The organism is Streptomyces sp. RerS4 (assembly GCF_023515955.1).
Taxonomy (GTDB): Bacteria; Actinomycetota; Actinomycetes; order Streptomycetales; family Streptomycetaceae; genus Streptomyces.
In genome coordinates, this window is record NZ_CP097322.1 from 3296484 (window position 1) to 3321862 (window position 25379).

The 25379-nt window shown below is 72.6% G+C and carries 27 protein-coding genes; 16 read left to right on the forward strand and 11 right to left on the reverse strand.

All coding sequences use genetic code 11. The features are described from left to right. Window positions 1-144: 144 nt before the first annotated feature. Window positions 145-315: a hypothetical protein gene (locus M4D82_RS15080; protein WP_249766546.1), complete on the reverse strand. Its 171-nt coding sequence runs from the start codon at window positions 313-315 to the stop codon at window positions 145-147. A 175-nt stretch (window positions 316-490) separates the two neighbouring features. Between M4D82_RS15080 and M4D82_RS34075 the strand changes: the two genes are divergently transcribed. Then, a complete protein-coding gene (locus M4D82_RS34075; RefSeq protein WP_283844477.1) occupies window positions 491-622 on the forward strand; it encodes a hypothetical protein in 132 nt (43 codons plus the stop codon). A 112-nt stretch (window positions 623-734) separates the two neighbouring features. Next, complete coding sequence (locus M4D82_RS15085; RefSeq protein WP_349637066.1) at window positions 735-908, forward strand: hypothetical protein; 174 nt, start codon at window positions 735-737, stop codon at window positions 906-908. Window positions 909-1577: 669 nt separating this feature from the next. On the opposite strand, the gene M4D82_RS15090 is transcribed toward M4D82_RS15085, so the two are convergent. Then, on the reverse strand, window positions 1578-1787 hold the full coding sequence (locus M4D82_RS15090; protein WP_249766547.1) for a hypothetical protein: 210 nt from the start codon (window positions 1785-1787) through the stop codon (window positions 1578-1580). Between the two features lie 124 nt (window positions 1788-1911). Here M4D82_RS15090 and M4D82_RS15095 point away from each other — a divergent pair, with 124 nt between their 5' ends. Further along, the gene (locus M4D82_RS15095) at window positions 1912-3042 is read left to right on the forward strand and encodes a DUF5937 family protein (RefSeq protein ID WP_249766548.1); all 1131 of its coding nucleotides are present in this window, start codon (window positions 1912-1914) and stop codon (window positions 3040-3042) included. Window positions 3043-3243: 201 nt separating this feature from the next. Continuing rightward, entirely contained in the window at window positions 3244-4797 is a 1554-nt protein-coding gene (locus tag M4D82_RS15100; protein ID WP_249766549.1) for a M28 family metallopeptidase, read from the forward strand. A gap of 83 nt (window positions 4798-4880) precedes the next feature. Here M4D82_RS15100 and M4D82_RS15105 read toward each other — a convergent pair whose 3' ends face one another. Continuing rightward, window positions 4881-5687, reverse strand: coding sequence for a hypothetical protein (locus M4D82_RS15105; RefSeq protein ID WP_249766550.1), 807 nt, complete (start codon window positions 5685-5687; stop codon window positions 4881-4883). A 303-nt stretch (window positions 5688-5990) separates the two neighbouring features. On the opposite strand from M4D82_RS15105, the gene M4D82_RS15110 reads away from it, so the two are divergent. The 5 genes from M4D82_RS15110 to M4D82_RS15130 all read left to right on the forward strand — a co-directional run bounded on the left by M4D82_RS15110 (window position 5991) and on the right by M4D82_RS15130 (window position 13144). Then, window positions 5991-7220: a CapA family protein gene (locus M4D82_RS15110; RefSeq protein WP_249766551.1), complete on the forward strand. Its 1230-nt coding sequence runs from the start codon at window positions 5991-5993 to the stop codon at window positions 7218-7220. A gap of 174 nt (window positions 7221-7394) precedes the next feature. Further along, a complete protein-coding gene (locus tag M4D82_RS15115; RefSeq protein ID WP_249771826.1) occupies window positions 7395-9659 on the forward strand; it encodes a HAMP domain-containing protein in 2265 nt (754 codons plus the stop codon). Window positions 9660-9663: 4 nt separating this feature from the next. Beyond that, a complete protein-coding gene (gene pgsB, locus M4D82_RS15120; RefSeq protein ID WP_249766552.1) occupies window positions 9664-11514 on the forward strand; it encodes a poly-gamma-glutamate synthase PgsB in 1851 nt (616 codons plus the stop codon). Then, on the forward strand, window positions 11511-11993 hold the full coding sequence (locus M4D82_RS15125) for a poly-gamma-glutamate biosynthesis protein PgsC/CapC (protein WP_249766553.1): 483 nt from the start codon (window positions 11511-11513) through the stop codon (window positions 11991-11993). Before pgsB ends, M4D82_RS15125 begins: the two co-directional genes overlap by 4 nt. 53 nt (window positions 11994-12046) lie before the next feature. Then, window positions 12047-13144 carry an NlpC/P60 family protein gene (locus M4D82_RS15130; RefSeq protein WP_249766554.1) on the forward strand — a complete coding sequence of 366 codons (1098 nt, stop codon included), beginning with the start codon at window positions 12047-12049 and terminating at the stop codon, window positions 13142-13144. A 16-nt stretch (window positions 13145-13160) separates the two neighbouring features. Here the strand turns inward: M4D82_RS15130 and M4D82_RS15135 are convergent, their stop codons facing one another. After that, entirely contained in the window at window positions 13161-14156 is a 996-nt protein-coding gene (locus tag M4D82_RS15135; protein ID WP_249766555.1) for an SAM-dependent methyltransferase, read from the reverse strand. A gap of 115 nt (window positions 14157-14271) precedes the next feature. Here M4D82_RS15135 and M4D82_RS15140 point away from each other — a divergent pair, with 115 nt between their 5' ends. Both M4D82_RS15140 and M4D82_RS15145 read left to right on the forward strand, forming a co-directional pair. Further along, window positions 14272-15471 (forward strand): sensor histidine kinase, encoded by a 1200-nt coding sequence (locus M4D82_RS15140; protein ID WP_249766556.1) that lies wholly within the window; start codon window positions 14272-14274, stop codon window positions 15469-15471. Between the two features lie 12 nt (window positions 15472-15483). Continuing rightward, a complete protein-coding gene (locus M4D82_RS15145; protein ID WP_249766557.1) occupies window positions 15484-16161 on the forward strand; it encodes a response regulator transcription factor in 678 nt (225 codons plus the stop codon). Window positions 16162-16192: 31 nt separating this feature from the next. Here M4D82_RS15145 and M4D82_RS15150 read toward each other — a convergent pair whose 3' ends face one another. The 3 genes from M4D82_RS15150 to M4D82_RS15160 form a co-directional block, all read right to left on the reverse strand. Next, complete coding sequence (locus tag M4D82_RS15150) at window positions 16193-16804, reverse strand: hypothetical protein (RefSeq protein ID WP_249766558.1); 612 nt, start codon at window positions 16802-16804, stop codon at window positions 16193-16195. A gap of 188 nt (window positions 16805-16992) precedes the next feature. After that, entirely contained in the window at window positions 16993-18396 is a 1404-nt protein-coding gene (locus M4D82_RS15155) for a PH domain-containing protein (RefSeq protein WP_502988932.1), read from the reverse strand. Then, complete coding sequence (locus tag M4D82_RS15160) at window positions 18393-18884, reverse strand: PH domain-containing protein (protein WP_249766559.1); 492 nt, start codon at window positions 18882-18884, stop codon at window positions 18393-18395. The genes M4D82_RS15155 and M4D82_RS15160 overlap by 4 nt, the downstream gene beginning before the upstream one ends. Before the next feature lie 31 nt (window positions 18885-18915). On the opposite strand from M4D82_RS15160, the gene M4D82_RS15165 reads away from it, so the two are divergent. The 4 genes from M4D82_RS15165 (at window position 18916) to M4D82_RS15180 (ending at window position 21721) form a co-directional block, all read left to right on the forward strand. Then, a complete protein-coding gene (locus M4D82_RS15165) occupies window positions 18916-20058 on the forward strand; it encodes an NADH-quinone oxidoreductase subunit D (protein WP_249766560.1) in 1143 nt (380 codons plus the stop codon). A 112-nt stretch (window positions 20059-20170) separates the two neighbouring features. Beyond that, the gene (locus M4D82_RS15170) at window positions 20171-21034 is read left to right on the forward strand and encodes an arylamine N-acetyltransferase family protein (RefSeq protein WP_249766561.1); all 864 of its coding nucleotides are present in this window, start codon (window positions 20171-20173) and stop codon (window positions 21032-21034) included. Between the two features lie 73 nt (window positions 21035-21107). Then, on the forward strand, window positions 21108-21323 hold the full coding sequence (locus tag M4D82_RS15175) for a hypothetical protein (protein WP_249766562.1): 216 nt from the start codon (window positions 21108-21110) through the stop codon (window positions 21321-21323). 59 nt (window positions 21324-21382) lie between these two features. Next, window positions 21383-21721: a hypothetical protein gene (locus M4D82_RS15180; protein WP_249766563.1), complete on the forward strand. Its 339-nt coding sequence runs from the start codon at window positions 21383-21385 to the stop codon at window positions 21719-21721. A gap of 30 nt (window positions 21722-21751) precedes the next feature. Here M4D82_RS15180 and M4D82_RS34590 read toward each other — a convergent pair whose 3' ends face one another. After that, complete coding sequence (locus M4D82_RS34590; protein WP_502988933.1) at window positions 21752-22057, reverse strand: hypothetical protein; 306 nt, start codon at window positions 22055-22057, stop codon at window positions 21752-21754. A gap of 376 nt (window positions 22058-22433) precedes the next feature. Here M4D82_RS34590 and M4D82_RS34595 point away from each other — a divergent pair, with 376 nt between their 5' ends. Continuing rightward, the gene (locus tag M4D82_RS34595; RefSeq protein WP_502988934.1) at window positions 22434-22946 is read left to right on the forward strand and encodes a hypothetical protein; all 513 of its coding nucleotides are present in this window, start codon (window positions 22434-22436) and stop codon (window positions 22944-22946) included. Here the strand turns inward: M4D82_RS34595 and M4D82_RS15190 are convergent. From M4D82_RS15190 to M4D82_RS15200, 3 genes are read right to left on the reverse strand one after another with little or no spacing between them, the layout of a single operon-like run. Then, window positions 22913-23905, reverse strand: a complete 993-nt coding sequence (locus M4D82_RS15190; protein WP_249766564.1) for an ABC transporter substrate-binding protein — start codon at window positions 23903-23905, stop codon at window positions 22913-22915. The genes M4D82_RS34595 and M4D82_RS15190 overlap by 34 nt on opposite strands. Window positions 23906-23947: 42 nt before the next feature. Continuing rightward, window positions 23948-24604 carry an ABC transporter permease gene (locus M4D82_RS15195; RefSeq protein WP_502989069.1) on the reverse strand — a complete coding sequence of 219 codons (657 nt, stop codon included), beginning with the start codon at window positions 24602-24604 and terminating at the stop codon, window positions 23948-23950. Between the two features lie 13 nt (window positions 24605-24617). Continuing rightward, complete coding sequence (locus M4D82_RS15200) at window positions 24618-25325, reverse strand: ABC transporter permease (protein ID WP_249766566.1); 708 nt, start codon at window positions 25323-25325, stop codon at window positions 24618-24620. Window positions 25326-25379 lie beyond the last annotated feature (54 nt).

A 25379-nucleotide genomic window follows, 5' to 3' on the forward strand; every position in this document is an offset into this window, starting at 1 on the left:
GCGCGCCCAAGCGCGCCAGATCGCTACGCGCTCCTCATTTCTCGGCGTCCGCCGGCCGTCTGGGGCCGATACCCGCACCAAAAGACGATCAGAGTGCTGTGGGGAACGGTCAGGCCCATCGGATCGCTACGCGCTCCTCGGATCTCAGCGGCCGGAGGCGGCGCGGATGTAGGCGAGGTGCATCCAGCGCTCGACGCCGGTGTCGGAGACGTTCTCGTTGATCACGGCCATCAGCTCGCCCTCCGTGCCGGAGGCGATGTCGCGCACGCGATGACGTAGGAGCCGGTGAGGCAGGTACTCGTAGCGCTCACCCATCGGCCGGCTCCTCGAAAGAGTCGAGAAAGTGCGAACTCCGTGACGGTGCGTACGGGTCGAAATGCAGACGATAATCTCACGGGGGGACTTCCCATCTCATATGCAGATGCCGGGAGTAGGCGACCGTGGCCACACCGCTCTCACCGACTTCTTTGCCTGACTGGTGTTCCGATGCGTGCAGCAATACAGCGGAGTCAGTCAGGGACGTATCGCGGCGGCGGTCGGCATGACCCAGGCGCGCGTGAACGAGATCATCAACCGTCGCCGCGACGTGTCGCAATCTCCTTGGTCTCGCCGCCAGTCGTGAGCAGCGCTCTGGTGGGGCCGCATTTGATCTGGCGGCGTTTCCGGAGGTGGTGCGGAGATCCAGCAGCATGTGTGGGCTGCCACTGCTTGCCACCCTCGTTCGCGTCCCCGAGGTGGATGGCACATTCCTGGAACTGGAAACCCTCGTCGAGGAGAAGGAGGTGGCCGCAGCCCTCGATGACGTCCGCAGCGTTCTGATCGACTTGGGTATCGGTCCGGAGGACCTGACGCGCGAGTTGTGCACGACTGCGGTGAAGGCTCTCCGCGAGAGCAGGAGCCCCGCGTAACGCTGGAACTCGTTCACCACGCTGACCGAGAGGGCCTCGACCCGCCACCGTCAGACGCTGAGACGGGAGAAGCGCGTAGCGACCTGATGCGCCTGACCGCTCGCCGCAGCACTCTGATCGCCTTTGGGGCGGATATCAGCCCAAGACGGCCGGCGGACGCCGAGAAATGAGGAGCGCGTAGCGATCTGGCGCGCTTGGGTGCTTGCCAGGACGATTTCGTCGTCCTGGCGGGAGGTAGGCCGGCCGCCCGGTCCCGAAAGGGGCCATGAGGTGCCCGGATGCCTGGGACTCGCCCGACCCCTCGCCTCTTCGCTGACGGGGCCGTCCCTGCCCTGGTCCGCCCCGTGCCGTTCTTTTGGGGGTTTCCCGGCAGTCTTTGTCGTTCCGGGGCGGGACGGGCTGTCAAGGGTCGCCGGAGGCGATCGCGGAGCGACGCGAACGCAGTGAGCGCCCTTGACGGGCCGGCACGCCCCGGAAGGACGATGAGACTGACGGGAAAGCCCCATAGCTGCTGTGATCCCGCCCCAGGGGCTTCCGCCGCCCCCGACCCCGACCGGCTGTCCAGCCGGCCCGCGCCCCGGCACCGGGCGGCGGGCGGGCAACCACCGGCCTGCCCCGGGGGTCGAGGGGGAGATGGCGCGCCCGCACGGGGCGGCGTACCGCCTGCCCTCAGCACGCCCCGTCCCCGTGTAGCCACCGGGACAGGGGCGTGCGGCGGCGGGGGCGGAGGGGTCGGCCGGCCAGGACGGCGCGGAATTGGGCTTCCGTGTGGAGCGCGCGGACGGTGGCGACGTCGTCGCGGCCCGGCGGGGGCGGCATCGGGGCGCCCTGCTGCGCGGCGCGGTACGTGTCGATGAGGTACTGCTCGATGGCGGTCATGCATCCACCCTGAACCCGCCGGCGCCGACCGGCGCGACGATTGACGGTCCCCGTCAATCGTCGCCTCCCACCTGCGGCGCAACCCGATTCCGCACCCCCGCGCGCGACGGGTGATGATGGGGCCGTGAGCGTCACCATCGACATCGCCGGGCTCCCCGCGGAGCGGATCGGCTTCGCGCCGTCGCCCCTCGCCGAGCTCTGCATGGCGCTGCACGCGCTCTCCCAGCCGACGCACCACCCGGAGCTGCATTCCTGGACGACCGCCACTCGCGCCTCGCTCGACCCGTGCCTCGCGGATCGGCTGCTGGAGGCCGATTTCATGTGGCGCAGCTCCTTCTCGGACGTGTTCATGCCGTTCGCCGGCGTCCCGGGCGGTACCGGCCGGCCGGCCGCGACGCTGGCCGAGGAGTTGGACGTACTCGATCGGTTGGACGACGAGCGGTTCGTCATGGCCGCCCTGGAGCACTGTCGGCTCGCGCTCTACAACGAAGGCGGCGGCCCCTCCCCCCTGACGGACGCCGGCGCGCGTGCCAAGGCGCTGGAGACGGCGGCCGCGCGCGGTCCCTCGCCGCTGCGGTTCTCCCTGCGGCTGCTGGACGATCCGGGGTCGGTGCGGGTGTGGCTGCGGCGGCTGCTGGAGGACTGCGACGAGGCCTTCTTCGCGGAGACCTGGCGGCGCGTCGAGCCCCTGCAGACGGCCGACGCGCGGCACAAGACGGAGGTGCTGCGCCGCAAGGGCTTGTCGGCGGCGCTGAAGGAGGTGTCGTCCGCGCTGAGCGTGGACGAGGCGCACACGACGATCACCGCCGACAAGATGGTGAACGGCCAGACCAGCGCCACGGATCCGCGGGTCGGGGCCGGCCTGGTCTTCGTGCCGACGAGCTTCGGCCGGCCGCACCTGCTCGTGCTGCACGCGCCCGGTTGGCGGCCGGTGGTGCAGTACCCGCTGCGCTCGCCCGAACCGGCGTCCGCACCCGGGTCGGGTTCGGTGGAGCTGATGCAGCGCCGGATGGAGGCGCTCGCCCACCCGATGCGGATGATGTTGTGCCGGAGTCTGGCGCGGGCCCCGTACACGACGAGCGAGCTGGCGACGGTGCTCGGGATCTCGGCGCCGGAGGTGTCCCGGCACCTGGCCGTGCTCAAGAAGGCCGGGTTGTTGCACACGCGCCGTCAGGGCCGTTACGCCCAGCATCAGTTGGATCTGTCGGTGGTCGCCCGAATAGGCACCGATTTCATCGAGGGCATTTTGCGCTGAAACGCGTGCCCACATGCGCCGTGCGCCGGACCGCCGGCCTGCGGACTTTGACGTGATTTCGCCGGCGCGTAGGCCCCGATATCCGGATTTCACAAACCGGAAGCAGCGAAAACCCTGGCGCGATCGGCCGGTTGGTGTCTAACGTGCGCCCACCACTCCCCCACGCATCGTGCGCTCCGCACACGCCGTGAAAGGACCTTCATGCCCTCTCGCCGTATAGCCGCAGCGACCGCAGCTCTGGCGGCTGCCGCCCTCGTCTCCCCGCTGCTCCTCGCGGGTCCGGCCGGTGCCACCGGCAGCCCGCAGAGCGATGCCGCCCGGGGCGACGCCCTGGCCAAGAAGCTGGTCAAGGAGGCGACCGGCAAGGGCGCCTACAACCACCTGAAGGTCTTCCAGTCGATCGCCGACTACAACAACGGCACCCGGGTGGCCGGTTCGAAGGGGCACGTCCAGTCCGCCCAGTACGTCGAGGCGGTGCTGAAGGGCGCCGGCTACCAGGTGACCCGCAACGAGTTCGAGTTCGTCTACGTCGAGAAGATCGCCGAGTCGCTGAAGGTCAACGGCTCGACGGGTCGTGACGTTCCGATCCACCTGATGACGTACACGGCCAGCGGTCCGGAGGGTGGTATCACCGCGCCGGTCGCGGTCGCCCCGGTCGACGCCGACGGTACGCACGGCTGCGAGCCCGGCGACTTCGCGGCGGGTGCCTTCACCGGCAGGATCGCGCTGGTCAAGCGCGGTGGTTGTGCGTTCGCCGTGAAGCAGCAGAACGCGGCGGCGGCCGGCGCGGTCGGCGCGGTGATCTACAACAACACCGACGGCGCCCTGAACGGCACCCTCGGCGACCCGACCGCGGGCAAGGTCCCCACCGGCGGCATCACGCAGGCCGACGGCGAGAAGCTGGCCGCCGAGGCGGCCTCGGGCCCGGTCTCGCTCACCCTGGACATCCGCGAGATGCGCGAGAACCGCACGACGTACAACGTCGTCGCGGAGACCAAGGGCGGCGACGAGAACAACACCGTCTTCCTCGGCGCGCACCTGGACTCGGTCGCGGCCGGTCCGGGCATCAACGACAACGGCTCGGGTTCGGCGGGCATCCTCCAGGTCGCGCAGCGCCTGGCGAGCAGCCAGTCGAAGATCAAGAACAAGGTCAAGTTCGCCTGGTGGTCGGCCGAGGAGTTCGGCCTGCTGGGCTCCGAGGCCTACGTCGGCTCGCTGAGCGAGGCGCAGAAGAAGCAGATCAAGCTGTACCTGAACTTCGACATGATCGCCTCGCCGAACTCCGCCTACTTCGTCTACGACGGCAACGACTCGGACGGCGTCGGCGCGGGCCCCGGCCCGGAGGGTTCGGCGCAGTTGGAGAAGGGGATCACCGACTTCCTCGACTCGCAGAAGATCCCGCACGAGGGCACGGACTTCTCCGGCCGCTCGGACTACGGTCCGTTCATCGAGGCGGGCATCCCGGCGGGCGGTACGTTCACCGGTGCCGAGGGCATCAAGACGGCCGAGCAGGCCGCGAAGTTCGGTGGTCAGGCGGGTGTCGCCTACGACGTGAACTACCACGCCAAGGGTGACGACATCACCAACATCGACCAGAAGGCGCTCGACATCAACGTCGACGTCATCGCGGACGCGGTCGGCCACTACGCCTTCGACCTGGCTCCGCTCGGGCGGCCGGTCCCGACGCAGCCGACCGACGGTCAGGGCAGTGGCGGCGGCCTGCACGAGGGCCACGACCACGACGTCAAGGAGTAACCCCACCCGCGCGGGTGTCACGCGAGGGCCGGATTCCCGTCAGGGGGTCCGGCCCTCGGCCGTACGCCCGGCCCGCGCCCGCCTCACCCCCGGCCGGCCCAGCCCTGCGTGACGTACGTGATCGCGCGCACGGCCCCGGCGCTCGCGCCGGCGTCGGAGCGGACGGCGCGGGCCAGTTCCAGGTGCAGGAAGCGGGTCCCGCGTTCGGCGGCCAGTCGGCCCTGTTGGTTGGTGCGGCCGGCGAGCGGGCAGGGGTCGGCCCAGGCCCGGCAGACGGCGGCGGCGCCCCGGCCGTCCGGCGCGCCCCTGACGCGCCCCTCGACACGCCCCCGGCGCGCTCCCCACGCGCCCTCCAGCGCGTCCGCGAGCGCGGCGGCCTCCGCGCCGGCCGCGTCCCCCGCGCCGGTGGAGACGACGGCGCGGGCCCCGGGTGCCGAGGAGTCGGCGAAGCCGTGGAGTTGGATCCCGGGCAGGCCGCGCCGGGTCAGTTCGGTGACGACGGCGTGGAAGACCGAGTCGGTGCGGTGCGCCATGTCGGCCGGGTCCTTCTCGGGGGAGGCGTCCTCGTCCCCCTCGCCGCGCCCGCCCGCGCCGGAGGCCGCCTCGCGGTGGGCGCCGGCGAGGACCATGACCCCGCCGGGCGCGCCGCGCAGCACCTCGGCGCCCAGCCGTTCGGTGTCCCGGTCGGCGAGGGGGTGGGGGACCTGGACCGACCAGCGCGCAGGGCCGTCGAGGTCGACGTAGATCCGGCCCCAGCCGCGTCCGGCGCCGCGGCCGCTGCGGCCGGAGCCCACGGCGGCGTCGGCGACCTCGGCGTAGCGGCGTCCGGAGGGGGCGTCGGTGAAGGTGTCGAGCCGGTAGTCCACCTCGGACAGTCGAGAACGCGCCATACCGACATTCCCGTCGAAAAGGTACGAGGCTCCCTCCGCCAGTGCCGCCCGTTCCGCCTTCGACGGCTCGCGGTAGCCACCCTTCAGACCGAATGCGGAGGTGAATCCCGTCACCCTTTCCCGCAGGTCCGGAGCGATCTTCGAGGGTGAAACGGAAGGAGAAGGTCCCTTTTCTGGCGAATGGGTCGGAGCAAAACCGACATAAAGCGCCACCGTAATGATCATGCCGAAAGTGGCCGCAATGATCGTTGTCTTCGTCGCCGCTTTCATCCTCGCCATATGGCCGAAAATAGCCCAGTGAAAATGAGCCCCACCCGACAGGTCCGCCCCCGGATCCTCGCCGCGCTCCTCGCCCTCCCCCTGAGCCTCGTGCTCGCGGGCTGCGGACCGCTCGGCGACGAGACCCCGCAGCAGGGGCGCGCGGCCACGGGCAAGAACCGCTCCTTCACCGTCGCGGCGGCCGGCGACATCCTGATCCACCCCCAGCTCACCGACCAGGCCGCCCGCGACGCGCGGGCCGCCGGACGCACCGGCTACGACTTCGACCGGATCATGGCCGGGATCAAGCCCGTCATCGGCAAGGCCGACCTCGGCATCTGCCACATGGAGCCGGTCCTGGGCGAGCCGAACGGCCCGTTCCAGACCTACCCGGACTTCCTCGTCCCGCCGCAGATCGCCAAGGCGATCAAGAACGTCGGCTACGACACCTGCTCCACGGCCTCCAACCACACCCTCGACCACGGCCCCGAGGGCGTCTACCGCACCCTGGACACCCTCGACCGCGAGGGCCTGCGGCACACCGGCTCCGCCCGCGACAAGGAGGAGGCGGCCAAGCCGCTCGTCCTGGACGTCAAGGGCGTCAAGGTCGCGCAGATCTCCTACGCCTTCGGCTTCAACGGCCGCGAGGTCCCCAAGGACAAGCCGTGGCTGGCCAACCTCACCGACTTCAAGGCCATCGCCGCCGCCGAGAAGAAGGCCCGCGCCGCCGGCGCCGAGGTGGTGATCCTCTCCATCCACTGGGGCCGCGAACACCAGCCCAACCCCAGCAATCCGCAGCTGGAACTGGCCCGCAAGATCGCCGCTGAGACCGGGATCAACCTGGTCATCGGTCACCACGCGCACGTCGTCCAGCCGATGGAGAAGGTCGGCGGCATCTGGGTCGCGTACGGCCTCGGCAACCAGCTCGCCCGCCACGACGTGCCCAGCGGCCTCACCGAGGAGGGCGCGATCGGCTGGTTCGAGTTCGCCGAGAAGAACGGCCGGTGGGACGTGAAGGCCCGGTTCGTGCCCACCTTCACCGACATCCCGCCGGACCCCGAGACCGCCCCCGGCGCCGACCTGCCCGCCGCCGCGCCCAAGCCGGTACGCGACCACCGCCTGGTCGACGTCGTCGACGCCCTGCGCGGCGACGCCGGGCTGCTGCCCGAACAGCGCGCCCGCTACCGCCTGGCCTTCGAGCGCACCCAGGGGACGATGCTCAACCGCGGCGCCGCCAAGGACGGGCTCGCGCCCCTGAAGACCCTCCCGGACTGAGGCCGCGCCCCGCCGCCCCCCGCCGCCGCCTCCGTACGACACCTCGGACGCCGCCCCCACCCCGACACCACCACCCCGTACGCCTCCCCCTCCCAGCCGGGAAGCCGCCAGGAAGGACACCCTGTGGCCGCCACTGCCCCCAAGCGGCGACGCAAGGCCCGCCGCAGGGCCGACATGTCCCTGCTCGGCGGCATCCGACCGCCGATCACCGTGCTGTCGGTCCTGCTGCTCGTCCTGGCCGGGTTCACCGCGCTGAGCCTGGGCACCCTGCGCGAGGACCGCCTCCCCGAGGCCGTCCTCACCTCCCAGCAGCACTTCGCCGAGGACGGCGCCATCGCCCTGCGCGCCTCCCTCGACGAGAGCGTCACCGACCTCAACCGGGCGGCGTCGCTCTTCTCCGCCGGGAAGCCCGTCGCCCCCGACGCCGTCCTCGACCGCATCGGCAGCGTCTACCAGAAGTGGCGCGGCACCGCCGTCGTGGAGATCGCCTCCGGCCGGCTGCTCGCCGCGCGCGGCGAGAACCTCCCCCTCACCGCCATCGACCGCACGAAACTGGCCGGCGAGGGCGGTCTCGCCCCGCGCATGGTCAAACTCGCCAACGGCGAGACGCGCCTGCTGACCCTCTCCCTGCTCTCCTGGGACGGGCAGCCGCAGCAGCTGCTCGTCGCCTCCAGCAGCCTGCGCTTCCCCGGGATCAGCCTGGGCAACTTCCGGGCCATCGCCGTCGTCGGCCCCGACGGCACCGTCCTCAGCGACGACGGCATCCCCGAGCCCGAGATGGTCCTCACCGACCTCCAGCGCGCCGACGTCAAGCGCGACACCAAGCAGCTCGCCTCCTTCGCGAAGACCGCCGCGAAGAAGGCCTCCGTCCATCCGCTGACCGCCAAGGAGCCCGGCTCCGGCGGCTTCCTCGGCGTCAGCGGCAGCCTGACCGGCGGACAGTGGGGCGGCGAACGCGCCGCCGCCGGCTACGCCCACCTCGCCGGCCCCGAGGCGGGCGTGGCCACCGACGCGACCAGCCTGGGCCTGACCGTCGTCGCCATGGTCAACGTGGCGCAGAACCCGGCCCGCACCTCCGACGCCTTCGCCGGACTCCTCCTGGCCGGCGCCTTGCTGCTGGTCGCCGCCCTGGTCATCGCCCTGCTGGTGACCACCGTGCAGCGGCCGCTGATCGCCCTGTTCCTGGAGAGCCGGCGGCTGACCGCCGGCGACCTGACCCGGCCCGTGCCCGTCCCGCGCGGCGCCGAGGCCGCGCGGATCGCCGCCGCCCTGGAACGGCTGCGCGTCCAGCTCCTCAGCGGCGGCGCCCCCGCGCCCGTCGTCCGGCCGCGCCGCAGGCGCCGTACGGGCGCCCGTACGCTCCTCGCGCTGTGCGGGGTGCTGCTCCTCGCCTGGTGCCTGCCGCTCGGGCTGCTCGTCAACCGGGCCGGGGAGGACGTGGTCGTACCGCAGCAGCTCGTCAACGACCAGCGCGAACGCACCGACACCCTCAACGACCGCATCCGGCGCGCCCTCAACGAGGGCCACGCCGACCTGCTGTCCGTGGCCTCGATGATGGGCGGCGACACCGACCCGGGCCACATGACCACCGTCCTGGAGCGCACCGCGCGGGAACACCTGCGCTACGCCTCCCTCTACGTCCTGGACGGCTCCGGCGCGGTCCTCGCCCGCGCCGGCGGCTCCCCGCAGGCCGACGGCGGCGGCAAGGGCCCGCGCAAGGAGCCCATCGCGCTGCACGAGGGCGGCAAGGAACCGGTCATCGTGGCCACCGCCGAGATCCCCGGCCGCGAGGGGACCGCCGTCGTCGGCGAGTTCCGCATCGACTTCCTCAACTCCCTGCTGCGGCGGCCGGGCCTGGGCGAGATCCGGGTGGTCGACGCCAAGCACCGGATCATCGCCTCCAACGGCGGCTACCGCGCCTTCGAGAAGCTCGACGACGAACGGCTCGACGCCCTCGTGGAGGGCTCCGCCCTCAAGGTCGGCATGGCACCCAGGCCCGGCAGCATCCTCTACCGCAGCGGCGGCGACCACGTCATCGCCGCCGCCGCGCCCTTCGTCGGCGGCGGCGCGGCCAAGCCGATGGACTGGACCGTGGTCAGTTGGCAGTCGGTCAAGGGCCTGGCCATCCACGAGTACAGCCTCCAGAACCGCACCGTCCTCGCCGGCCTGCTCGGCCTCGCGGTCGGCGCGGCCTGCCTGGGCTGGCTGCAGATCGTCGTGGTCGGCCCGCTGCGCGAACTCGCCCGTCGAGCAGAGGCCCTCGCGGACGGCGACCGGCGCACGGTCCTGTTCCCCCGCAACCACGACGAGGTGGGCGCCGTGACGCGCAGCCTGGAGATCCTCCGGCAACAGCTCCAGCAGCGACAGCAGCAGCGCAGGCAGGCGGAGGCGACCGGATTCGCCGGTGCCGAAGCCGAAGCCGAAGCCGGAAGGAACTGACCCCGTGCTCTTCCTCTACTGCGTGCTGGTCGTCAGCTGCGCCCTCATGCTGGTCGCCGGCATCGTCGAGCAGCGCCGGCACTTCGCGAACCTGGAACGGATCCCGCAGCGGGTGCTGGTCAACGGCATCCGCGGCAAGAGTTCCATCACCCGGCTGTGCGCCGGCGCGCTGCGCGGCGGCGGCCTGACCACCGTCGCGAAGACCACCGGCACCGCCGCCCGGTTCATCCACCCGGACGCCACCGAGGAGCCGGTGTACCGGAAGTTCGGCATCGCGAACGTGGTCGAGCAGATCGGCATCGTGCGGCGCGCGGCCGCGTACCGGCCCGACGCGCTGGTCATGGAGTGCATGGCGGTCATGCCGGCGCTCCAGGAGATCAACCAGTCGAAGCTGATCCAGTCGACCATCGGCGTCCTGTGCAACGTCCGCGAGGACCACGTCGCCGAGATGGGCCCGACCCTGGACGACATCGCGCGGTCGCTCTCGCGCTCGATGCCGCACGGCGGGATCTGCGTCACCGCCGAGAAGGAACGTTTCCACGTGCTCCAGGAGGAGGCCGACGCGCGGGACTGCCGGCTGATCTACGCCGACCCGGACACAGTCTCGGACGAGGAGCTGCGGGGCTTCGGCTGGTTCACGTTCAAGGAGAACGTCGCCATCGCCCTCACCGTCGCCGAGCTGCTCGGCGTCGACCGCGCCACGGCGTTGAAGGGCATGTACGACGCCCCGCCGGACCCGGGCGTGCTGTCGGTGGAGCGGTACCGCGCGCCGGACGGGAAGCGGCTGCGCTTCGCGAACGTCTTCGCGGCGAACGACCCCGAGTCCACGCTGATGAACATCAACCAGCTGCTGGACCTGGGCGCGGTGGACCGCCCGCTGAACGTGGTGATCAACTGCCGCCCCGACCGGGTCGAGCGCAACGGCCAGATGGGCGCGATCATCCCCGAACTGCGGCCCGACAAGGTGTTCGTGATCGGCCACCCCGCGAAGAGCGCCATCGACGCCATCCCGGCCGAGTGGCGCGACCGCGCGGTGGACCTCGGCGGTGACCACCGCGACGGCGAGGAGTTCATGCGCGAGCTGCTGGGGCACCTCGGCGCGAGTTCCTCGCTCGTGGCCATCGGCAACATCCACGGGCAGGGCGAGGTGCTGCTGGAACACCTCGCGGAGCTCCCGGCGGACGAGGCGGACACCCCCGCCCACCCGGCCCCGGCGGCCCGAGACCCGTACGCGGAGCCGGCCGCGCCGCACGCGCAGTCCGCGCACGCCCAGGCCCCGGCCGGCCACGCGCCGCCGCCCGCAGCGCAGTACGGGCCGACCCGGGACGGCCACGCACAGTACGGGCAGCCTCAGCGCGAGCAAGAGCAGCACGCGCCGCACGTCCAGGACGGGCAGGCCCCGTACGAGCGGGCCCCGCAGGTCCACGTCCCGTACGGGCAGGCCCCGCAGGGCCAGGCCCCGTACGGGCAAGCCCGGAACGGGCAGGCCGTGAACGGGCAACCCCCCTACGGGCAAGCTCCGAACGGGCAGGAGCCGCACGGGCCGGTCCATTACGGGCAGGCGCCCCATGCCCAGACCCCGAACGCGCAAGCCCCGTACGCCCAGGCCCCGTACGACCGGGCCCCGCAGGCGCCCACCCCCGGGCAGCAGTACCCCGGGGCGCCGCCGTACGGGCAGCACCCGCTCTACGTTCCGCAGCCCGGCGGCCCCTGGCCCGGGGAGGCGTACGGGCAGGCCGTGCCCCCGCCGCCGTACCCGCGTCCGGCCCCGGCGGACCCGTACGGCATCGACGCCGCCACCCCCGTGCCCGCCTGGCCCACCGACCAGTCCCGCCGCCCAGGAGACCCCCGTTGATCCCCGCCGTCCTCACCCCCGAGATCGCCGCGATCGGCATCGCCCTGGGCCTGCTCTTCTCGCTGCTGTGCTACCTGACGACCAACCTCTCCCCCGGCGGCATGATCACCCCCGGCTGGTTGGCGCTGACCCTCCTGGAGGACCTCCAGCGGGCCGCGCTCGTCGTCGGCGTCACCGTCCTGACGTACGTCCTGACGCTGGTCGTGCAGCGCTTCGTCATCCTCTACGGCAAGCGCCTCTTCGCCGCCGTCGTCCTGCTGGGCGTGCTGCTCCAGGCCACCGTGGTGATCGTGCTCCAGCTGGAGTTCCCGCTCCTGTACACGAACCAGACCCTCGGCTTCATCGTCCCCGGTCTGATCGCCTACCAGCTGGTGCGCCAGCCCAAGGGCGCCACCCTGCTCGCCACCGGCAGCGCCACGCTCATGACGTACGTCGTGCTGACCGCCGGCATCCTGCTCGGCTTCATGCCCGCCGCCTGAGCCGAACCCCGCACCCGGCCCCACACCCACCCCACCGCCCCCGGAAGGCCCGTATGACCGCCGCCGCCCCGTCGAAGAGCCGCCGTTCGCGCTCCGCGCTGCACACGGCCACCGTGCTCGCGCTGCTGGCCGGCAGCGCGTACCTCACCTACGCGCTGCGCGCCGACGAGCAGGCCAAGGCGCCCGCCGTGCGGATCGTCGCCGAGAAGAACGTCGCGGGCGTCGCGGGCGTCGCGCCGACGGGCCAGAGCGGCGAGCGCAAGTGGGAACGTCTCCAGGGCCCCGACCGTTCGGTCTTGCGGGACGGCAGTGGGCAGGTGCTGGCCACGTTCACCGACGGCGCCCGCACGGCGACCCTCACCGGCCCGAGCCGCACGTTCACCGAGCCCGCCAACACCAAGTCGCGGGTGGTGACGGAGAACTGGGTCCGGCTCATGCCGGAGGCGTGGAAGCAGGGCGCGGAGAACCAGCCGTGGTTCAAGGAGTGGTTCACGAAGTACTTCGGGAGCCAGGAGGACGACATCTTCGCGATGGCCTTCCAGTACGGCGACCAGGCCCCGGTGAAGAAGGACGCGCAGGGCGCCTCCTACGCGGGTGACGCCTCCTTCGGCCCGCTCAACCCGACCGGCACCGCCGGCAACGACCTGCGCCTGGAGCAGTCGGACTTCTTCGACTACCTCGGCAAGCCGTACACGTTCCGCAACGGCGTCACCAAGCAGCCCCAGACGGCCCGATACCGGTCCATGGACTGTTCCGGTTTCGTCCGCACGGTCTTCGGCTACCGCGCCCGCTACCCCCTGATGCCCGACGACACCCCGGGCGCGGGCCTGCCGCGCACGGCGAACGGCATGGCCCGCTCCAAGCTGGGCACGGACGTGCTCCCGCTCAAGGGGGTCGGCGCGGAGGACCGCCCGACGTCGATCGACGTGATCCAGCCGGGCGACCTGCTGTTCTTCAAGCTGGACGCCCGGACGAAGGACCGCCTCGACCACACGGGCATCTACCTGGGCACCGACACCGACGGGCACAAGATCTTCATCTCCAGCCGCGAAGAGGCCAACGGCCCCACCATCGGCGACAAGGGCGGCACCTCGCGCCTGGACGGCAACGGCTACTACGCGACGACCTTGCGCAGCGCGAAGCGGCTTTAGCCACTTCCAGGTGCTTTCAGGCGCTACCCGGCCGCCAGGCGGGGATGCCCACCGGCTGGATCAGCCAGCCGAAGTCGCCGAGGCCGCCGCGCGCGGTGAGTTCCGCCGCTTCGCCCGCCGTCGACAGGGCCCGTACGTAGGCCACCGGGTCGGTGGAGGCCAGGGCCAGCGGGGGCCGGCCGCCGTGGACCCCGAGGGCGGTCAGCGCCTCACGCTGGGTGAGCAGGACGGCGCCCGGTCCGGCGCAGGCGTCGAGGGCGACGTGCGCGGTGACGTCGCGGCTGCCGTCCGGGATCGGGGCGCATTCGCGGCCGGCGCGGAAGCCGGTGAGGGTGCCGAAGGGCGGCCGGGCCTCCCGGCTGTGGGCGTAGTCGACGGCCACAGCGAGGCCCCGGTCCAGGGTGGCGACGGCCGCCGCCCAGGCCTCGTCGCGCGGTCGGCCGATCTCCGCCCGGCCGGCGCCGGCCCCGACCGCGCCGGGCCACCACCGCTCCAGCCAGGCACGGTCGGCGGCGTCGAGGGGGCCGCCGGGGGTTTCCGTACCGTCGGGGGCGACCAGGACGTAGCGGCCGTCCTCGGCGACGTCGAGCGGGACGTTGTCCAGCCACTCGTTCGCGAACAGCAGCCCGGTCGTCCCCGCGGGCGGCTCGTCCACCCAGCGGATGCGCGGGTCCAGCCCCCGGGGCGCGGCCGCGCGCTCGACGGCGTACGGGCGCACCCGCGCGGCCGTCTCGGGAGGCAGGGCGGCGAGCACCCCGGTCAGGAGTTCGGCCCGGCCGGCGCCCACGTCGACCAGGTCGAGCCGCTCGGGGTGCCCGAGCGCGGCGTCGACGCTCTCCAGCAGCCGGGCCACGGCCGCGGCGTAGAGCGGCGAGGCGTGCACGGAGGTGCGGAAGTGCCCGGCCGGGCCGGGCCCGTCGGGGCGCACGTAGAAGCCGCCGGGCCCGTACAGCGCGGCCTCCATCGCACCGCGCCACCGGACCGGACCCTTGACCTCACCCTGCGCGCTCATCCCCCACAGGCTAAGGGGCCGGGGTGACCCTCCACCTTGCGGAGTACGCCCCCGAGCCAGGGATCGCACCTGTGGTTGACTCCAGCACCTATCCGCGTTCCCTACTCTGGGTTACGTGCAGCGCCTCTACGACTTCATCCGCAGACACCCGACGGGCGTGGACACCCTCTGGGCCGTCCTCCTCCTCGGGCTGTCCCTGCTGAGCGTGGTCGACATCCCGTCCGGCCCGGCCGAGCGGCTGGCGGCCGTGCCGCCGGTGCTGACCCTGTCGGCGGTGGTGGCCCTGCGCCGCAAGTGGACGCGGCAGATGTTCTGGCTGGCGGTCGCGACCGGCGTCTACCAGCTGGCCCTCGGCGTCGAGGTGCAGACTTTCGACCTGGCCATGCTGGTCATCCTCTACACGGTGGCGGCCGCCTCGGACGTCTCCCGCCGGCTGTCGCGGATCGCGTTCGGCCTCGGCCTGACGGCCGCCCCGCTGTACGCGCTGCGCTTCCAGGACCAAGTGGACAAGGGCAGCGACACCGTCCTGTTCACCCTGTTCCTGATGGTCCCCTTCGCCCTGGCCTGGGTGATGGGCGACTCGGTGCGCACCCGCCGCGCCTATTACGCGCAGCTGGTGGAGCGCAATCAGCGGCTGGAGAAGGAGCGCGAGGCGCAGGCCAAGGTGGCGGTGGCGGCCGAGCGGGCGCGGATCGCCCGCGAGCTGCACGACGTGGTCGCGCACAACGTGTCGGTGATGGTGGTCCAGGCCGACGGGGCCGCGTACGTCATGGACGTGGCGCCCGAGCAGGCCAAGGAGGCCCTCCAGACCATCTCCGGCACGGGCCGTCAGGCCCTCGCCGAGATGCGCCGGCTGCTGGGCGTGCTGCGCACGGGCGAGCCGCAGGAGTCCGAGGACTACGTGCCGCAGCCGGACGTCGAGCAGATCGAGGTGCTGGTCGAGCAGGTACGGGCGGCCGGCCTGACGGTGGACTTCGAGGTGGAGGGCGCCCCGCGCAAGCTGCCCACCGGCGTGGAGCTGACGGCGTACCGCATCGTGCAGGAGGCGCTCACGAACACCCGCAAGCACGGCGGCCCCGACGCGAAGGCGAGCGTACGGCTGGTCTACTTCGACGACGGGCTCGGCCTGCTGGTCGAGGACGACGGGCGGGGCGCGGCGCACGAACTGTACGAGGACGGCGGCGCCGACGGCGCCGGTCACGGTCTGATCGGTATGCGGGAGCGCATCGGTATGGTCGGAGGCACCCTGGACGCGGGCCCGCGTCCGGGCGGAGGCTTCCGGATCAGTGCCCTGCTCCCACTCAAGAAGAGGTAGAGGTAACCACCGATGTCCATCCGAGTCATGCTGGTCGACGACCAGGTGTTGCTGCGCACCGGATTCCGGATGGTGCTCGCCGCGCAGCCGGACATGGAGGTCGTCGCCGAGGCGGGGGACGGCCTGGAGGCGCTGGAGGTGCTGCGGGCCACGAAGGTGGACGTGGTGCTGATGGACGTGCGCATGCCCCGGCTGGACGGGGTCGAGGCGACGCGACGCATCTGTGAGCCGCCGGAGCACCCGAAGGTGATCATCCTGACCACCTTCGACCTGGACGAGTACGCGTTCTCCGGGCTGAAGGCGGGCGCGAGCGGCTTCATGCTGAAGGACGTGCCCCCGGCGGAGCTGCTGGCGGCGATCCGCTCGGTGCACAGCGGGGACGCGGTGGTGGCCCCGTCGACGACCCGCCGGCTGCTGGACCGGTTCGCGCCGATGCTGCCGACGACGGCGGCGGAGCCGGAGAACAAGGAGATCGAACGGCTGACGGACCGCGAGCGCGAGGTCATGCTGCTGGTGGCGCAGGGCCTGTCGAACGGGGAGATCGCGGCGCGGCTGGTCCTGTCGGAGGCCACGGTGAAGACGCACGTGGGCCGCATCCTGACGAAGCTGAGCCTGCGCGACCGCGTCCAGGTCGTCGTCCTGGCCTACGAAACGGGCCTGGTCCGCGCCGGCGGCGGCGGCGCGCTCTGACGGCGCCGCCGCCCCGGCGGGTCCGGTTCGGCTAGCTGCGCTGGACGAACTCGCAGCTGTTGGGGGCGACGACGTCGAGGGTGGCGGCGTCGGCCAGCAGGAAGTCGAGGTCGCCGAAGTTCTCGCCGCAGTCGATCCGGTCGAAGCCGCCGTTGCGGCTGATCACCGTGTCGTTGCCGCCGCGTCCCTCGAAGGTGTTCGAGCCGGGTACGGCGTTCCAGCCGTCGGAGTCCACGAGGCGGTCGGGGCCGCCGCCGCCGATGAGCTGGTCGTCGCCCTCGCCGCCGGTGATGTCGCTCGCCACGTTGGTGTTGTTGGTGGCCCTGTCGTTCCGGTCGCCGAGCGAGGCCAGGATGCGGGTCACGCCGGCCGCCTGGCCGCAGCGGACGGTATTGGCGTTGTTGAACCGGACGCAGCCGGGTCCCGGGATGAGAGTGCTCGTCGCATCGTTCACCTGCAGGACTCCGCCGACGATGCTGAAGGTGACGGTGTTCGTCTCCCCCGGCTGCGCGGTGAAGAGGATCTGACCACCGTTGCGCGATACCAGCGCGGGGTCGGCGGCGGCCGGGCCGGCGAAGGCCATCGTGAGGGTGAGCGCGGCCAGGGCGGGGACGGCGACGCGTACCGTGCGGGGGAGGTTCATGGGGTGCTGTCCTTCGGTTGCGAGACGCGGACCGGGTCGAGGGTCCGTCCGGACCTGCACTACCCCGAGCGACCGTCAGATTCGTACCGTCATCGCGGAGTTACCTCGACTGCCGGACACAAGCCCCCGCCCGGCGGCCCCCCGCACGGCCTACGCCGGCGGGGCGGGTCCGGCCGGAAACCGACGGCTCAGGTCATCCAGCGGTCCGGGCGGGCCGTGGCGCGGGAGGTGTGGGAGCGGGTGGCCTGGGCGTCCAGGAGGGTGGATGCCTCGGCGGCGGGACGCAGGCGGGCGGTGACGGTGTTGCCCGCGCCGGTGTCGACGTGGACGTCGGCCACGCCCCGGGCGCGTTCCCAGGGGCCCTGCGAGCGGCGGACGCTCTGCACCTTCGCGTGCGGGACGATTTCCGTACGCCGACACAGCCGCCCGCGCCGGGCCGCGAACACCTCGTCCGAGACGGCCAGCCCGTACCCCTTCCACCACACCGGCACCACCCACCGCGACCCGGCCGACGGCGACGGGCTGAACACCAGCCGCGTCAGGTCCACGCCCGGCAGCACCCGGGCGATCACCGCCCCGGCGGCCTCCCGCCGGGCCACCGGGACCAGTACCTCGTTCTTGGAGCCCGCCACCGCCAGCTCCACCCGGACCCAGCCGCGCCGCCGCCACAGCAGCGGCTCCACGAGCCGTACGGTCTGCACCCGGCCCGGCGGGACGGTCTCGTGGAGGCGGTCCAGCAGCCCGTGGTCCAGGCGCAGCCCGTCGGGGGACTCGGCGACGGTCCAGTCGTACTCGGTGAGGAAGCGGCCCACGCTGCCCGCCCACACCGCGCCCAGCAGCGGCACCAGGGTCACCACCGCCGCCCAGGGGTTGTCGCTGACCCACCACACCACCACCGGGGCGACGAGCCCGCCCGCGAGCGCCGCCCACACCCCGAGGCTGAGCAGCAACGAGGCCACCAGGTCGGGCACGCCCACGCGCAGCAGCTCCCGCTCCGGGGCCTGCCCGACGGTGACGGCCCGTTCGGGCGTGAAGCCGGCGGCCCGCGCGAGCAGCTCGGCGCGCAGGGCGACGGCGTCCCGTTCGGCCAGCAGCGACAGCTCGTCCTTCGCCTCGGTGCCGATGACGTCGAGCCGCAGCTTCGCGACGCCGGCGACCCGGGCCAGGATGGGGCGCGTGACGTCGACCGCCTGGATGCGGTCGAGCCGGATGTGGGCGGTACGGCGGAAGATCAGGCCGGTACGGATGCGCAGCTCGGTGTCGGTGACGGCGTAGTGCGTGAACCACCAGCTCAGGAACCCGTACGCGCCGAAGACCAGGACCAGCCCGGCCAGCGCGGCCAGGCGCAGCACCACGGGCAGCGGGTCGACCCACTCCCGCACCCGGTCGCCCTGCTGGGCGAGGATGCCGACGGTGGCGGCGACGGGCACCCAGGCCCGGCGCAGCGGGGTCAGGACGTGCAGCCGCCGCTCGATGTACGTCGGCCCGAGCGGGCCCGCCCGCTGGACCTCCGCCGGAGCCGCACCGGAGGCCGGCTGGTCCCCCAGGCCGTTCCCCGAGCCGCTCCCCGCGCCGTGCTCGGCCCCGCTCACAGCCCCGCCGACCTTGCCTCGCCCAGCTCCGAGAGCCGGTCCCGCAGCCGCTCGGCCTCCTGCGGCACCAGCCCGGGGATCTTCGCGTCCGTCGCGGCGGCGGCCGTGTGCAGCTGTACGGAGGCCAGCCCGAAGCGCCGCTCCAGCGGCCCGGAGGTGACCTCCACCAGCTGCATCCGCCCGTACGGGACCACCGTCTGCTCCCGCCAGAGCACACCCCGGCTGATCAGCAGGTCGTCGGCCCGTTCGGCGTAGCGCCAGGACCGCCAGTTCCGCCCGAGCATCACCCACCCCCAGGCCAGGACCGCGAGCCACAGCCCCCCGAACGCGGCCCACGCCGGGCCGACGAGCACGCCCAGCAGCACCCCCGTCGCCACGGTGAGGGCGGCCGTCCACAGCACCAGCAGCAGCCGCCTCAGCGTGAGCAGCCCACCGGGCAACCCCACCCACACGGGCCCGGCCGTCTCACCCGTCGTCCCGATTTCCATACGCCCACCCTAGGACTGCGACAATGCCGCCATGACGGAGACCACGGTCGGCATCGGCGGCGCGGCGGAGAGCACCGACATGGTGCTCAACATCGGACCGCAGCACCCTTCCACCCACGGCGTGCTGCGCCTGCGCCTCGTCCTGGACGGCGAGCGCATCGTGAGCGCCGAGCCGGTGGTCGGCTACATGCACCGGGGTGCCGAGAAGCTGTTCGAGGCCCGTGACTACCGCCAGATCGTGATGCTCGCCAACCGCCACGACTGGCTGTCGGCGTTCTCCAACGAGCTGGGCGTCGTCATGGCCGTCGAGCGGATGCTCGGCATGGAGGTCCCCGAGCGCGCGGTGTGGATGCGTACCCTCCTCGCCGAGCTGAACCGGGTCCTGAACCACCTCATGTTCCTCGGGTCCTACCCGCTGGAACTGGGCGGCATCACCCCGATCTTCCACGCGTTCCGCGAGCGCGAGGAGCTCCAGGCCGTGATGGAGGAGATCTCCGGCGGCCGCATGCACTACATGTTCAACCGGGTCGGCGGCCTCAAGGAGGACCTCCCCGCCGGCTGGCTCGGCCGGGCCCGCGCGGCCATCGCCGACGTACAGACCCGGATGGACGTCTACGACCGCCTCGTGCAGGGGAACGAGATCTTCCGCGGCCGCACGCGCGGCGTCGGCGTGCTGGCACAGGAGGCCGTGCACGCGTACGGGGTCTCCGGGCCGATCGCCCGCGCCTCGGGCGTCGACTTCGACCTGCGCCGCGACGAGCCGTACCTGGCCTACGGCGAGCTCCAGGACGTCCTGAAGGTGGTCACCCGCGCCGAGGGCGACTGCCTGGCCCGCTTCGAGGTGCTGTTGGAGCAGACGCACAACGCCCTCGACCTGGCGGTGGCCTGCCTGGACCGGATGGCGGAGCTGCCGCCGGGGCCCGTCAACCAGCGGCTGCCGAAGGTGCTGAAGGCGCCCGAGGGGGCGACGTACGCCTGGACGGAGAACCCGCTCGGGATCAACGGCTACTACCTGGTGTCGAAGGGCGAGAAGACCCCGTACCGGCTGAAGCTGCGCAGCGCCTCCTACAACAACATCCAGGCCCTGTCGGTACTGCTGCCGGGTCAGCTGGTCGCGGACATGGTGTCGATCCTGGGCTCGCTGTTCTTCGTCGTGGGCGACATCGACAAGTAGCCGGAGACGGGGGACCGCGAACCCCGAACATCCCGAACACCTCCGATCTCCGATCTGACAATCGGCCCGGAAATCGAGCGAGTTCGGCACGGGCGCGTCCTACTGTGCCCCCATGACCCTTGGTACGTACACGGACACCTACGCCGACTACCTCCGCCGCATCGGCATCACCCGGCCCGGAGCCCCGTCGAAGGAAGGGCTGTTCGCGCTCCAGCGCGCCCACGTGCAGCGGATCCCGTTCGAGAACACCGAGATCCAGATCGGCCGGCCGCCGGGCATCGACCCGCGGCTGTCCGTACGCCGCCTCTCCGCCGGACGCGGCGGCTACTGCTTCCACCTCAACGGCGCCTTCGCCGCACTGCTGGAGGAGCTCGGCTACGACGTGACCCGCCACCTCGGCGGCGTCTACGCGGACCCCACCTCCCGCGCGGTCAGCGGCGACCACCTCACCCTGTCCGTACGGGTCGACGGCGCGACCTGGTTCGTCGACGTCGGCCTCGGCAACGGCCCGCTGGAGCCGCTCCCGCTGCGCGCCGGCAGCTGGACGCAGAACTTCGGCTACGCCCTGGAACCGCTGGCCGGGGCCGAGGGCGACGAGGCGGGCTGGACCCTGCGCACCGACAACGGCCCCTTCCCGGTCATGAACTTCCGCTCCGCGCCCGCCGCGATGGCCGACTTCGAGGCCGAGCACCTGCGGCTGTCGACCGCCCCCGACTCCCCGTTCCGGCAGTCCTTCATCATGCTGCGGCGCCACGACGCGGGCGTGGACCGGCTCGCGGGGCGGATGCTGTCCCGCATGAGCGCGGGCGGCGACGGCACGGCGCGCGAACTGGCCACGCCCGAGGAGTTCTTCGTGACGATCGGCGAGGTCTTCGGTCGGGAGCTCGACGACCTGAGCCCCGAGGACCGCACGGCCCTGTGGGAGCGCGTCGACCGCGCGCACCAGGCCTGGCTGGCTTCCAAGGCGGCCGGCTGAGCGGGGGATGGCCGGCTGACCGGGGCGACCGGCTGAGCGGGGCGATGTCCGTGGGGCAGGGCAGACTGGGGACATGTCCCACTCCCCCCGACGGGCCTGCCCCGCCTGTGGCCGCGACTGCGCCGTGACGGCCGGGCGGATCGCCCGCCACGATCCCCCGGCCGGGCGCGGGCGCGGCGACCTGGTGTCCTGCCCCGGCTCCCGCGCCCGCGTGGTGCTCGGCGCCTCGGCCCCGACGCTGGACGGCTTCGCACTGGGCCCGCACCCGGGCCAACTGCCGCTGTTCTGAGTAGCGCGCTGAGTACGCGTACGGATCCCCGTACACGCGGCGCCGGACAGGATGGCGTCATGCCCACCTGGACGACGCACCGGCCCGCCTCCGTCACCCCGCCCGCGCCCGCCGGCGCCGTACGGGTCCGCACGCACGCGGTGCTGTGGGCCGTACTGTTCGTGCCCGCGCTCGTGGCCGCGAAGATCGCGGTGCTGGCCACCCACACCGGCTCCCGCTGCCTGACCTACGGCGGCTGCACGCCCTTCCCCTCGGTCGCCTTCCTGACGCTGTGCGGGCTCGCCGCGGCCGCGATGGTCGTCGCGCTCGCCGGCCCCGCGCCGATCCGGGGCGGGGCCCTGGCCGCGCAGCTGATGCTGGAGGCGGTGGCGGTGACGCTCGTCCTCGCCTACCCGTGAATGCGCATACGCGCGTCAGTGCGCGCGTAACTACGAGATGGCCGTGCGCAGGTGGACCACGTCGATCGGCTCGGTCTCGTCGTGGGCCGTCAGGTCGATGACCTGGCCCACCGCGCGCTGTTCGGGCGTGACCGGCTTGAACTCCGGCTCGCTCGCGGTGCCCGCCGACTCGGCCTTGTGCGCGGCGAGGGCCTCGGCGCCGACCACGTCGGCCAGGTCCTCGTTCTGCACGGACTCGATCGCCGCGCGGGCCTGCGCGCCCGTCTTCGTACCGAAGAAGTCGAAGCCGCCCTCGACGCGCGAGGCGGAGCGGCGCTGGGCGGCGTACGGGGCCACGGCCGCCGCGGTCCGGGGGGCCGGGACGGGGGTGGCGGCCGGGCGGGCGGGGCCTCGGTGCCCGTGGCGGGCTCCAGGGCCTTGGCGCCGCCGGGCGCGGGGCGGCGGGGGCCGCGGGGTTCGCGGAGGCCGCGGCCCTCGCCCGAGCCGCCTCGCGGTCCTCCGCCTTGCGGACGAGCGCCGCCATGGCCGCGTTAGCGCGGGCGTAGCCGACCGCCGTGGGCGCCCCGGCGCCGTTACGTTCCTGCGAGACCGCCGGAAGCTCCTTCGGGGCGCCCGACGGCGCCGCCTGGGCCTCGATGGCCAGCAGTCGGCGCTTCTCCAGGGCGCTCGCGCGCTCGGTCTCCGCCGTGGCGTAGCGGCGCAGCAGCGCGGCGTGCTCGCCGCGCAGGCCCGCGATCTCGACGCGCTTGGCGCGCAGCTTCGCGTCGAGCTTGGCGCGCAGGACGCGCGCCTCCTCCAGGTCCGATTCGAGCTCGGCTATGCGCTCTTCGGTCCTCCACTCGTCCTTGACCCGCTCGCGCGCGAGTTCCGCGACCCGGCGGCCGGCGGCCCGGTCCCAGGAACGCATGAGGACGGCGCCGCCCGCGCCCACCGCGGCCGTGAGGGCCACCAGCAGGCGCAGGGCCAGGGGTTCCGCGAGCAGCCACGCCGCGCCGGCGGCGGCCACGGACACCCCGGCGACGGCCGTCGGCGTGAGAAGTCGGTGCAGGGGCTCGGGATTGCGGTGGCGTCCACGGGGCATGGCCTGAAATTTACAGGGCGTGGACGGCGTGTGGGGTACCCGCCCGGCAAACTGTTCCCGCTCGGTGACACCGCATTTCTCCGTCAATCCGGTAACCACCGGCACGAAAGTCACTTCTCGATAAGGCCCTTGGACTCCAGATAGGCCTTCGCGACGTCCGCCGGCTTGGCCCGCTCGGCGTCGACCTTGCGGTTGAGTTCGACGAGGTCGGCGGTCGTCAGCACCTTGTTCAGCCGGTCGAGCGCGGCCGCGACCTCCGGGGCGCCGGCGTCCTTGGCGTTCACCACGGGCAGGACGTTGTCGGCGTTCTGGAGCTTCTTGTCGTCCTCCAACAGCACCAGACCGTAGGCGTCGAGGGTGGCGTCGGTGGTGGTGGTCAGCACCAGCTGGTCGATGCCGTCCTTGACGGCCTGCTTGGCCTGCGGGGTGCCGACGCCCTTCGGGTCGATACCCGCGACGGAGATTCCGTACGTCTTCTCCAATCCGGGGGCGCAGAAGGGACGGACGGCGCATTCGTCACCGGCCGCGATCTTCACCTTCAGCCCGGACTTGCCCAGGTCGGAAAGGGACTTCAGGTTGTTCTTCGCGGCGAATTCCCGGGAGACCGCGAAGGCGTTCTGGTCGACGGCCGCACCCGGCGCGAGCGCCTTGAGACCGAGCGGCGCGGCGAGCTTCTCCAGGGCCGCGACGGTGGCCGCCGCGTCGCTGGAGGCGACGGGCTTGTCCTTCGGCGCGTTCGGGCCGTTCACCTTGGCGTTGAGGAACTCGGCGAGGGTGGCCGCGTACTCGGGGACGACGTCGATCTCGCCGCTCTCCAAGGAGGGTTCGTACAGCTCGCGGTTGCTCACGGTGGTGATGGAGGTGCCGTAGCCGGCGCCCTTCAACAGCAACGCGTACAGCTCGGCGAGGACGTTGGACTCGGTGAACCCGGCCGCGCCGATCACCAGCTTGCCCTTGCCGCCACCCTCCCCCGAGGACGTGGAGGCGGACGAGGAGCCCGTGTCCTTCGCCTTCTCCAGGCTCTCGCCGCCGCACGCGGCCAGCGACACGGTCAGGGCCAGCGCGCCCAGGGACGCGCCGGCGACGCGCGTGGTCTTGCTCATGGAAGTGCTCCGTTCGAGTGGGTGACGCGGGGACTCGTCGCCTCAGCCGGTCGGCGTGCGCGGCAGCAGCCGGTCCGCCGCCACCAAGGCGCCCTCCACCAGCAGGGCCAGCAGGGCCACCAGCACGGCGCCCGCGACGACCTGGGCGGTGTTGTACGTGTTGAAGCCGGCGGTGATGATGCGGCCGAGGCCGCCCTGGCCGACCATCGCCGCGATCGTCGCGGTGGCGATGACCTGCACGGCGCCCGAGCGCAGGCCCGTCATGACGAGCCCCCGCGCGAGCGGCAGTTCCACGCGCAGGAACAGCTGGGGCCCGGACATGCCCATGCCCCGGGCCGCCTCCACCACCGAGCGGTCCACCTCGCGCATGCCCACGTAGGCGTTGGTCAACAGCGGCGGGACCGCGAAGAGGACGAGCGCGACGATCGTCGGCAGGTAGCCGGCGGTGCGCAGCGGGGAGACCATGAACAGGGCCAGCACCGCGAAGACGGGCACGGCCCGGCCGACGTTGGAGATGTTGACCGCGAGCGCGCCGCCCTTGCCGACGTGGCCGAGCCACAGGCCGATCGGCAGCGCCACCGCGCAGGCGATGGCCAGCGCGATCCCGCTGACGTAGACGTGCTCGCCGAGGCGGTGCCAGACGCCGCTCTCCCCGGACCAGTTGGCGCCGTCCGCCAGCCAGTCCCAGGCCTGTCCCATCACGTCCACGCCCTCAGGCCTCCTTCACCACGGCGACGACCTTCGTGGGCCGGCCGGCGCCCCGCGTCCACGGCGTCAGCAGCCGCTGGACGCCGAGCAGCAGCAGGTCGGCGACGAGCGCGAGCAGCACGCACAGCACCGAGGCGGTGAGCACCTGGGCCTTGAAGGAACTGTTCACGGCGGGTGCGATCAGGTTGCCGAGGCCGCCCTTGCCGACGATGGAGCCCACCGTGGTCAGCGCCACCGTGGAGACGGTCGCGATCCGCACCCCGGCGAGCAGGGCGGGCAGCGCGAGCGGCAGTTCGACCTGCCACAGCAGGCGGCCCGGCCCGTAGCCCATGCCGCGCGCGGCCTCGCGCACCTCCTCGGGGACGGCTTCGAGGCCGGCCATCGCGTTGCGGACCAGGATGGTCAGCGAGTACAGCACGAGCCCCGTGACCACCAGCGCCGCCGACAGCCCGAAGAAGGGCAGCAGCAGGGAGAACATGGCGAGCGAGGGAATCGTGTAGAGCAGGGTGGTCAGGCCGAGCACCGGGGCCGCCCAGCGGCGGCCCCGGCGGGCCAGCAACGCGAGCGGGACGGCGACGACGAGGCCGATGAGGACCGAGGCGGCGGTGATCCAGACGTGTTCGATCGTGGCGTCGGTGAGCTCGGACGACCGGGAAGTGACGTAGTCCCAGCAGACCCAGTCGTTCGCCACGAGGCAGTTCCCGCTGGCCACCGTCCCTCACCCCCGTCACCTGTTCGTAGAAGCGACCATAACCCCGGACACCGA

Coding starts and splice junctions, on each gene's coding strand:
- M4D82_RS15100 (WP_249766549.1), top strand. CDS start 3,244: ATGCCCTCTCGCCGTATAGCCGCAGCGACCGCAGCTCTGGCGGCTGCC.
- M4D82_RS15175 (WP_249766562.1), top strand. CDS start 21,108: ATGTCCCACTCCCCCCGACGGGCCTGCCCCGCCTGTGGCCGCGACTGC.
- M4D82_RS15160 (WP_249766559.1), bottom strand. CDS start 18,884: ATGGAAATCGGGACGACGGGTGAGACGGCCGGGCCCGTGTGGGTGGGG.
- M4D82_RS15080 (WP_249766546.1), bottom strand. CDS start 315: ATGGGTGAGCGCTACGAGTACCTGCCTCACCGGCTCCTACGTCATCGC.
- M4D82_RS15190 (WP_249766564.1), bottom strand. CDS start 23,905: ATGAGCAAGACCACGCGCGTCGCCGGCGCGTCCCTGGGCGCGCTGGCC.
- M4D82_RS15195 (WP_502989069.1), bottom strand. CDS start 24,604: ATGGGACAGGCCTGGGACTGGCTGGCGGACGGCGCCAACTGGTCCGGG.
- M4D82_RS15110 (WP_249766551.1), top strand. CDS start 5,991: ATGAGCCCCACCCGACAGGTCCGCCCCCGGATCCTCGCCGCGCTCCTC.
- M4D82_RS15145 (WP_249766557.1), top strand. CDS start 15,484: ATGTCCATCCGAGTCATGCTGGTCGACGACCAGGTGTTGCTGCGCACC.
- M4D82_RS15115 (WP_249771826.1), top strand. CDS start 7,395: ATGTCCCTGCTCGGCGGCATCCGACCGCCGATCACCGTGCTGTCGGTC.
- M4D82_RS15165 (WP_249766560.1), top strand. CDS start 18,916: ATGACGGAGACCACGGTCGGCATCGGCGGCGCGGCGGAGAGCACCGAC.
- M4D82_RS15090 (WP_249766547.1), bottom strand. CDS start 1,787: ATGACCGCCATCGAGCAGTACCTCATCGACACGTACCGCGCCGCGCAG.
- M4D82_RS15130 (WP_249766554.1), top strand. CDS start 12,047: ATGACCGCCGCCGCCCCGTCGAAGAGCCGCCGTTCGCGCTCCGCGCTG.
- M4D82_RS15170 (WP_249766561.1), top strand. CDS start 20,171: ATGACCCTTGGTACGTACACGGACACCTACGCCGACTACCTCCGCCGC.
- M4D82_RS15150 (WP_249766558.1), bottom strand. CDS start 16,804: ATGAACCTCCCCCGCACGGTACGCGTCGCCGTCCCCGCCCTGGCCGCG.
- M4D82_RS15180 (WP_249766563.1), top strand. CDS start 21,383: ATGCCCACCTGGACGACGCACCGGCCCGCCTCCGTCACCCCGCCCGCG.
- M4D82_RS15105 (WP_249766550.1), bottom strand. CDS start 5,687: ATGGCGCGTTCTCGACTGTCCGAGGTGGACTACCGGCTCGACACCTTC.
- M4D82_RS15135 (WP_249766555.1), bottom strand. CDS start 14,156: ATGAGCGCGCAGGGTGAGGTCAAGGGTCCGGTCCGGTGGCGCGGTGCG.